The organism is Mesorhizobium sp. ORS 3428 (genome assembly GCF_001854785.1).
In the GTDB taxonomy this organism is placed as follows: domain Bacteria; phylum Pseudomonadota; class Alphaproteobacteria; order Rhizobiales; family Rhizobiaceae; genus Mesorhizobium.
Window position 1 is genome coordinate 1 of record NZ_MDFL01000026.1, and the last position, 7,298, is coordinate 7,298.

Here is a 7,298-nt window from a genome sequence, read left to right on the forward strand (position 1 = left end):
GGGAGCGCGGACGTAGTGAGGGAATGAATCAAGGCGCTGAGGAAATGGCGCGGCTGATTGCGCAGACCGTCTCTGAAGCGGCACGCCAAAGGGCAGCGCTGGAGCAGCAATTGCCACAACTCGTCATGGAGATCGTAAGCGACCTGCTGGGCGCTTTTGACCCCGGTGAGCTGTTGGTGAGCGCCGTTCGTCACGCGATCGAACGGAAAGGCGGCGCGGAAGTCCGCCTCAAGGTGTGTCCCACGCAAGCCGATGCCGTCGCAGGTGAGTTCGCTGCGTATGATGGACGGGAAGGCCGGCCGAAAGTTCGAGTTGATCCGGATCCGGCGCTGTCGCCGCAGCAATGCGTGCTGTGGAGCGACTATGGCAATGTCGATCTTGGACTTGATGCGCAATTCCGGGCGCTGCGCCTCGGCTTTGGATTGCATGCTGAACAAGGCAAGCTGTGACCGAACTGCTACCACAACACGGCGGTCCGRCTGTAGACGGGACAATGGATGCGGCGCTCTCGTCTCTGAGATCGACCGCAAAGCATATCGACACGCGTGTCGTGCGCGGACGCCTGACTAGAGCCGTCGGTACGGTGCTCCATGCCGTGTTGCCGGATGCTCGAATTGGGGAACTTTGTCTGTTGCAGGATCCGCGCACCGGACACTCTCTCGAAGCCGAGGTGATCGGTTTCCTCCAAAATGGCGTGCTGCTCACCCMGATCGGTGACATGGTGGGCCTGTCCAGTCGCGCAGAAGTGGTCGCTAGCGGTCGAATGCATGAAGTGCCAGTCGGCCCCGATTTGCTTGGCCGCGTGATCGACAGCTTTGGCCGTCCCCTCGACGGCAAAGGCGCTCTCAAAGCCGACCAAACGCGCCCGCTTCGGGGCAAGGCGCCCAACCCCATGACAAGGCGCATGATCGAGCGACCATTCCCACTTGGCATCCGCGCCTTGGATGGTCTCCTGACATGCGGCGAAGGCCAGCGGATCGGGATCTATGGAGAGCCTGGTTGCGGCAAGTCAACGTTACTATCACAGATCATAAAGGGCGCGGCCGCCGACGTTAACATAGTTGCCCTCATTGGCGAGCGCGGGCGAGAAGTGCGCGAATTCGTTGAGCGACACCTTGGGGAAGCGGCTCTTCGTCGTACGATCATTGTGGTCGAAACATCCGACCGCTCGGCAATGGAGCGGGCGCAATGTGCTCACATGGCAAGCGCACTTGCCGAACATTTTCGCGAACAAGKGCAACGCGTCGTTCTGATGATGGATTCCTTGACACGCTTTTGCCGGGCCATGCGCKAAATCGGACTTRCTGCGGGCGAACCGCCGACCCGGCGAGGCTTTCCGCCTTCCGTGTTTGCCATGCTGCCAGGCCTGCTGGAGCGCGCGGGCATGGGCGAGCGTGGCTCAATTACAGCCTTCTATACAGTGCTTGTCGAAGGTGACGGCATGGGGGATCCCATCGCAGAAGAATCGCGCGGCATTCTCGATGGCCATGTCGTCCTCTCACGCACGATCGCTGCGCGATCCCATTTCCCCGCGATCGATGTGCTGCAAAGTCGCAGCCGCGTAATGGATGCCGTCGTGCCTATGGCACATCGCAAGGCGGCATCTACGTTCCGTGATCTCCTCTCGCGCTATGCCGAGTCCGAGTTTTTGGTCAAGGTCGGCGAATACAAGCAAGGCAACGATCCGCTTACTGACAGGGCTATCGACTCGATCGGCGACCTGCAGGAATTTTTGCGCCAGGGAGAAGACGAGGCGAGCGACTTTGAGGAAACCGTCGCATGGATGTTGCAGCTGACCACATGAACTGTCTCCACGCTACGAGCTTGCGGCGTTTGAAGGATATACGAGAGCGTAGCGCCCTTCGTGAGCTGTCCAAAAAGGAAGCCAAGGCCCACCTAGCGGCCGAGGCCGCACAGCATGCTTCCCGCGAGCTTGCAATCGCACAGCAACACTGCGCGAGGGCGGAAATGGAGCTTTACCAACGGTTTGCATCGCTCGATGCCTTGTCCTTCCAGGCGCTCGATCAAGGCCATCTCCACATAGAGCGGCTTGAGGCTGAGGTCGCCTTGAGGCGCAAGACGCTTGATAACGCTTGCATCGCTCAAGAACAGGCCGAGACAGCGGCGTCTGAGGCAAGGTCGCACTGGATCAGCTGTTCGGCGGCAAGGCACAAGTGGGAACAAATTGAGGACGACGTCCGGCGCGGCGTCGATATCCACTCTCAGACCGCAGCCGAGACGGAGGCCAACGATGAGATCCTGCTTCGGTACGCGAGCGCCTCGCTGCACGAGGTGACGGGCAAGTCAATCTGATGACCGCTAGCATTCTTGTCGTGTCGCGATGGTGCCGTCTTGTAGAGCCGAAAACACTTTGAGCACACACGATTCACTGCAGCCAAAGCTAAGTCTGTCCCACGACGTCGTCTCATGGCTCAACGAGTGCGCACACCCCCRCACGCCTTTTCAGTGCCGACTTGGCGACGAGCCGCTATCGGTGCGAATGGGACGGCTTGTCTGGCAGCCGGAATCRCTTTCCATTCCGATGCTCGAATGCGTTTGGCAGCTCGGAGATGAGACGATCGTTTTGTCGATCTCCCGTGCACTGATAGAGAGGTTCATCTCGACCGTGYAGAGCGGCATCGGCTTACCTTCCGAGCCAACCGKTTCACTCGTTCTCGAACTCGCGCTCGAGCCACTTATCGCTCGACTCGAGGCCCAGTCACAGCAGGACGTGCAACTGGCTCAACTGCGCGAAGCCACCATGCCACCTCCCTATCTCGAATTTGACGTCGCCTGCGGCCCGATCAACGGCAAAGCTCGTCTGTGCCTATTCTCGCCTYTCGATGGCCCGGTGCCGTTCGCGTTCCACGYCCTGGCGGATCTGCTTCGACAATTGCCGCRACAACCGTGCGAATTATCCGCTGACCTCCCGGTCCTGGTTGCAGGAAAGATCGGCTCGCTTTGCGTTCCGGCGGCGCTTATTCGCACGACATCTCCCGGTGATGCTTTGATACCAGACGTATTACCGTTCCACCGCGATCAGGTCATCCTCTCTGCGGGCCGGCTCTGGGCCGTGGCAGACGTTGCGGACGACCGCCWGATCCTGCGYGGGCCTTTCCGCCTRCACCCATGCCCTTTGGAGTATGCGCACATCATGACAGAACCGGAATTGCAGCAAGGGCCATCGGATGCCGAGCTCGACGATATCGAAATCACTCTGGTCTTTGAATGCGGCCGCTGGCTGATGCCGCTGGGGGAACTGAGGAATGCCGGCGAAGGGCACATCTTCGAACTTAATCGGCCGGTCGACGGTCCGATCGATATAGTTGCCAACGGCCGGCGTATCGGCCGTGGCGACATCGTGCGCATCGGCGACGAGCTTGGCATCAGGCTACGTGGCAGGTTGGCTTGCAATGAGTGAGATCCAACCAGGGATCCTGGCGCTTCTTGCGGTTACGGCTGGACTGGGTCTGCTGCTGCTCACAGTCGTCACAACCACGGCCTTTATAAAGGTATCAGTGGTTCTATTTCTCGTCCGCAATGCGCTCGGGACGCAGACGATACCCCCGAATATAGTTCTTTACGCGACGGCATTAATTCTCACCGTTTTCGTCAGCGCGCCTGTTATCGAGCAGACCTATGCGCGCGTCACGGACCCGAAGCTCCACTATCAAACCTTCGATGACTGGGTTGCCGCTGCTGAGGAGGGACGAGAGCCTTTRCGTGCCTATCTCAAGAAGTTCACAAGCGAAGAGCAGCGTCGATTTTTCCTATCGTCGACCAAAAAAGTCTGGCCAGAGGAAATGCGCGCCAGAGCGACACCTGATGATTTCGCCATTCTCGTACCGTCCTTTCTAATTTCAGAACTCAAGCGTGCCTTCGAAATTGGCTTTCTTCTTTATCTTCCGTTTATCTGCATAGACCTCATCGTAACGACAATTTTGATGGCGATGGGTATGTCAATGGTCTCGCCCACAATGATAGCTGTCCCTTTCAAACTCTTTCTATTTGTTACTATTGATGGTTGGTCCCGGCTAATGCACGGGCTTGTGTTGAGTTATGCAACACCGGGAGGTTGAGATGGATGAGGCCAGCATTGTAGCCCAAATGAGCCAAACCTTGATCGTTTTCATGATTTGGGTTCTGCCGCCACTCATTGCCGCTGTGGTTGTCGGCCTGGGCATCGGTATTATCCAGGCGGCAACACAGATTCAGGACGAAACCTTGCACCTGACAGTGAAACTATTGGTCGTTGTTGCGATCATTGCTCTGTTTGCTCCTGTACTAAGCGCTCCGCTCATCGAGCAAGCCGATTACGTGTTCTCCCAGTTTCCCGCGATTATACCGAGTTACTAGGCTTCACCATGTCTGGTTCGTTGCCCACCGAGGCCCAAATGCTCATCCAGGGGGCCATCGAACTCATCATCGCCGCCGGTCTTGCTGCGGCTCGCGCTGTCGGCATTATGCTGGTCCTGCCTGTATTTACGCGGTCTCAAATTGGCGGGCTGATCAGAACATGCCTTGCTGTCGCGTTTGGGCTACCGTGCTTGGCACCCATCAGAGACGGGTTACAGCTGCTCGATCCCGATACACGTTTCATCCAAGTGACACTGCTCGGTTTGAAGGAGATTTTTGTCGGTCTGCTACTTGGGATTCCACTCGGAATCCCGATATGGAGCCTCCAGGCCGCCGGTGAGCTTGTCGACACCCAGCGCGGCATCACCAGCCAAGTCGGTCCGGTAGACCCTGCGACCAACACTCAGGCATCCGCGATGGGACTTTTTCTCGGAATCACGGCGATCACGATCTTCGTCGCATCGGAAGGTCTGGAGAACATGATCAGCGGCCTTTATGGCAGCTACTCAATCTGGCCCGTATATGAATTTCACCCCGCGCTGACCGCACAAGGGGCAATGGAACTAATCGGGCTCCTCGACCGGATTATGGTGACGAGTTTACTAGTCTCCGGGCCTGTCGTGGTCTTTCTGTTACTGGTTGACATTTCGGTAATGATTCTTGCCCGCTTTGCCCCGCAACTCAAATCGAACCGTCTTTCCCCGACGATCAAAAATATCGGCTTTCCGATCATCATGGTCACCTACACTGCGTATCTCATCGACGCCATGGCGTCAGATATCGCACAGGCCAATGGCGGGCTCGAGGCGTTCGAAAAGATGCTTAAATGAGCACGAGCGAAGAGAAGAAGCACCCGGGCACTCACAAGAAGCTAAGGGAAGCACGCAAGAAGGGGCAGATTGCGCGCAACACCGATTTCGTCCGCGCCGTCGGCACCTGCGCCGGTCTCGGCTATCTGTGCTTGAGAGCCAGCGCGATCGAAGACAAATGCATCGAAGCGGTATTATTGACCGACAAGCTGCAGAATCTGCCTTTCAATATCGCTGTCGGGCAAGCGCTAATTCTCTTGACCGAGCTCACCGTGACGACCGTCGGCCCGCTGCTTGGAACTGTAGCCGCCGCGGCGGTCTCGGCCGCATTCATCTCTAACGGTGGACTACTCTTCTCGTTCGAGCCGATGGCGCCCAGGTTTGAAAAAATCAATCCTTTTCAGGGACTGAAGCGCATCGTGTCGATGCGCTCCTTAACCGACCTTGGCAAGGCGCTGGTGAAGCTATTACTCCTCGGCGCAATCTTTCTTTTTTCTATTCTGGGCATGTGGAGAACGATGGTCTATCTGCCGTTCTGCGGCATTTCGTGCCTCGGCTTCGTCTTTACGGAGGTGAAACTGCTGGTCGGGATTGGTGCCGGTGCACTTCTGGTCGGCGGCTTGGTCGATCTCCTGCTCCAGCGCTGGTTGWTTCTGCGCGACATGCGCATGACTGAGACCGAGGTCAAGCGCGAAAGGAAGGAACAAGAAGGTACGCCAGAGTTGAAGCGTGAGCGACGTCGCCTACGTCAAGAGATGGCTGGCGAACCTCCGCTTGGCGTGCATCACGCCACATTGATTTTGAGAGGGCGGGCGATATTGGTCGGTCTGCGTTACGTGCGGGGCGAGACTGGGGTGCCCGTCTTGGTTTGCCGCGGCGAGGGCGAGGCCGTTTCACCTATCTTCGCAGCGGCGCAGGCGCTACGTCTAAGTATTGTCGACAATGATGGGCTGGCGCGTCAGCTCATCCGAACGACCAAGTTAGGAAAACCTGTTCCCAGGCAGTATTTCGAGCCTGTCGCAAGAGCGCTCCATGCCGCTGGCTTAGTCTAGACAAGTGGACAAAATCGGTTCTCCGTGATTGCGCAGGTTACTGTGCCACTATGGCCCATGGGCAAGCGAGAATCGTCGAAGTGTCCGGGCGACCTCACATGTTTTGGAGAATTATCGCAATGTTCGCGGGCACTGTCAGGAATTCTGTACGCGAGGTCATGATGATGGAAAGGAGGAAAATCACATGGCTATCGAGAGGCAACTTCTTGACCAACTGCTTTCGGGTGGCGAGGTATTTGCCAAGGACGGGTTGCCGGACCACGTGAAGAAGGCGCTACAAATTTCCAGGCCCTCTCTCAGGCTGCAGCTCGCGCCCGCTGCCGCAGGAGTTCCAGTGGTCTTCTTTTGGCAACTTCAGCATTTTAGCTGAGCGCAGGTCAGGTTTATGTCAGGTAAGGACGGCTATGTTTGATGGCCAAAGCTTTGTCATTGTCTCAGGAAAGAAACATTTGCGAAAGATTGATGTCTGTCGGGTGGTACGGGCGGGATTGGGATGAGCGCCAAAGAATGCGAAGCACCCACGCGCGCAAGGTCATCACGGCGAGAAGGCGAAGCCAGAACCTGCTTGCGCCCAGGAAGACAGCGTCGCCTTTGGCGCATGGCTCGATGTCTGCGGTTCCCGTTATTTCCATGCCACCAACGTGCGTGCGACATCGCCTGCCGCGACTACTGCGCGTGCTCCGGATTAAACAAGCTTTTGGGGATCGCCGCCGATGCCGTGCAAGCGATCGCGTTAGGGCGATCCAGGAGACCTCGAACGAAACCGATGGGATCTCGCGCAGCTTGAGCTGACCAATCTGCGAGTACTTGGGTCGCATGCGCTTCGAGCGCGCTGATGAGGGCATGGCCAACGTCAGACTTTTCAGCCCCCCATTTCGTGAAGACCATCTTCGCGTGGGCACCCGGTCCATCGCACTTCTCGCTCTCCAGATGAGCGAATCAGGCCTCGACACTATAGGCGGCGCATTGCCCGCATTGGAGATTGGATATGACGGGCATTGGACGATCGGGAAGGTCGCACCTTGGAGGTGCTGAGTCCGGCAGCGCGCTGGGATCGAGCGCTTCGCGCCCGCAATCAGGC

At 57.6% G+C, this 7,298-nt stretch carries 9 protein-coding genes; all 9 read left to right on the plus strand.

What is annotated here, in order from left to right; all coding sequences use genetic code 11:
• The coding region (sctL, locus tag ORS3428_RS31145) for a type III secretion system stator protein SctL (RefSeq protein ID WP_108722982.1) at positions 1-449 on the plus strand (449 nt) is incomplete at its 5' end.
• Positions 450-493: 44 nt separating this feature from the next.
• A complete protein-coding gene (gene sctN / locus ORS3428_RS05220) occupies positions 494-1,804 on the plus strand; it encodes a type III secretion system ATPase SctN (RefSeq protein WP_071095244.1) in 1,311 nt (436 codons plus the stop codon).
• The gene (locus tag ORS3428_RS05225; protein ID WP_040985424.1) at positions 1,780-2,313 is read left to right on the plus strand and encodes a hypothetical protein; all 534 of its coding nucleotides are present in this window, start codon (positions 1,780-1,782) and stop codon (positions 2,311-2,313) included. Before sctN ends, ORS3428_RS05225 begins: the two co-directional genes overlap by 25 nt.
• Positions 2,314-2,500: 187 nt before the next feature.
• On the plus strand, positions 2,501-3,421 hold the full coding sequence (gene sctQ / locus ORS3428_RS05230) for a type III secretion system cytoplasmic ring protein SctQ (RefSeq protein WP_244507859.1): 921 nt from the start codon (positions 2,501-2,503) through the stop codon (positions 3,419-3,421).
• Positions 3,414-4,079 (plus strand): type III secretion system export apparatus subunit SctR, encoded by a 666-nt coding sequence (sctR, locus tag ORS3428_RS05235; protein WP_040985422.1) that lies wholly within the window; start codon positions 3,414-3,416, stop codon positions 4,077-4,079. The genes sctQ and sctR overlap by 8 nt, the downstream gene beginning before the upstream one ends.
• Position 4,080: 1 nt before the next feature.
• Positions 4,081-4,356 (plus strand): EscS/YscS/HrcS family type III secretion system export apparatus protein, encoded by a 276-nt coding sequence (locus tag ORS3428_RS05240; protein ID WP_071095246.1) that lies wholly within the window; start codon positions 4,081-4,083, stop codon positions 4,354-4,356.
• Positions 4,357-4,364: 8 nt separating this feature from the next.
• Positions 4,365-5,186 (plus strand): type III secretion system export apparatus subunit SctT, encoded by an 822-nt coding sequence (gene sctT, locus ORS3428_RS05245; protein WP_071095240.1) that lies wholly within the window; start codon positions 4,365-4,367, stop codon positions 5,184-5,186.
• Positions 5,183-6,217 carry an EscU/YscU/HrcU family type III secretion system export apparatus switch protein gene (locus ORS3428_RS05250; RefSeq protein WP_071095242.1) on the plus strand — a complete coding sequence of 345 codons (1,035 nt, stop codon included), beginning with the start codon at positions 5,183-5,185 and terminating at the stop codon, positions 6,215-6,217. Before sctT ends, ORS3428_RS05250 begins: the two co-directional genes overlap by 4 nt.
• 184 nt (positions 6,218-6,401) lie before the next feature.
• Positions 6,402-6,587 (plus strand): hypothetical protein, encoded by a 186-nt coding sequence (locus ORS3428_RS32195; RefSeq protein WP_108722981.1) that lies wholly within the window; start codon positions 6,402-6,404, stop codon positions 6,585-6,587.
• Positions 6,588-7,298: the final 711 nt, after the last annotated feature.

Excerpts from the sequence above, each read along its gene's own strand:
- sctT (WP_071095240.1), top strand. The coding sequence starts at position 4,365 with ATGTCTGGTTCGTTGCCCACCGAGGCCCAAATGCTCATCCAGGGGGCC.
- ORS3428_RS05240 (WP_071095246.1), top strand. The coding sequence starts at position 4,081 with ATGGATGAGGCCAGCATTGTAGCCCAAATGAGCCAAACCTTGATCGTT.
- ORS3428_RS32195 (WP_108722981.1), top strand. The coding sequence starts at position 6,402 with ATGGCTATCGAGAGGCAACTTCTTGACCAACTGCTTTCGGGTGGCGAG.
- ORS3428_RS05225 (WP_040985424.1), top strand. The coding sequence starts at position 1,780 with ATGGATGTTGCAGCTGACCACATGAACTGTCTCCACGCTACGAGCTTG.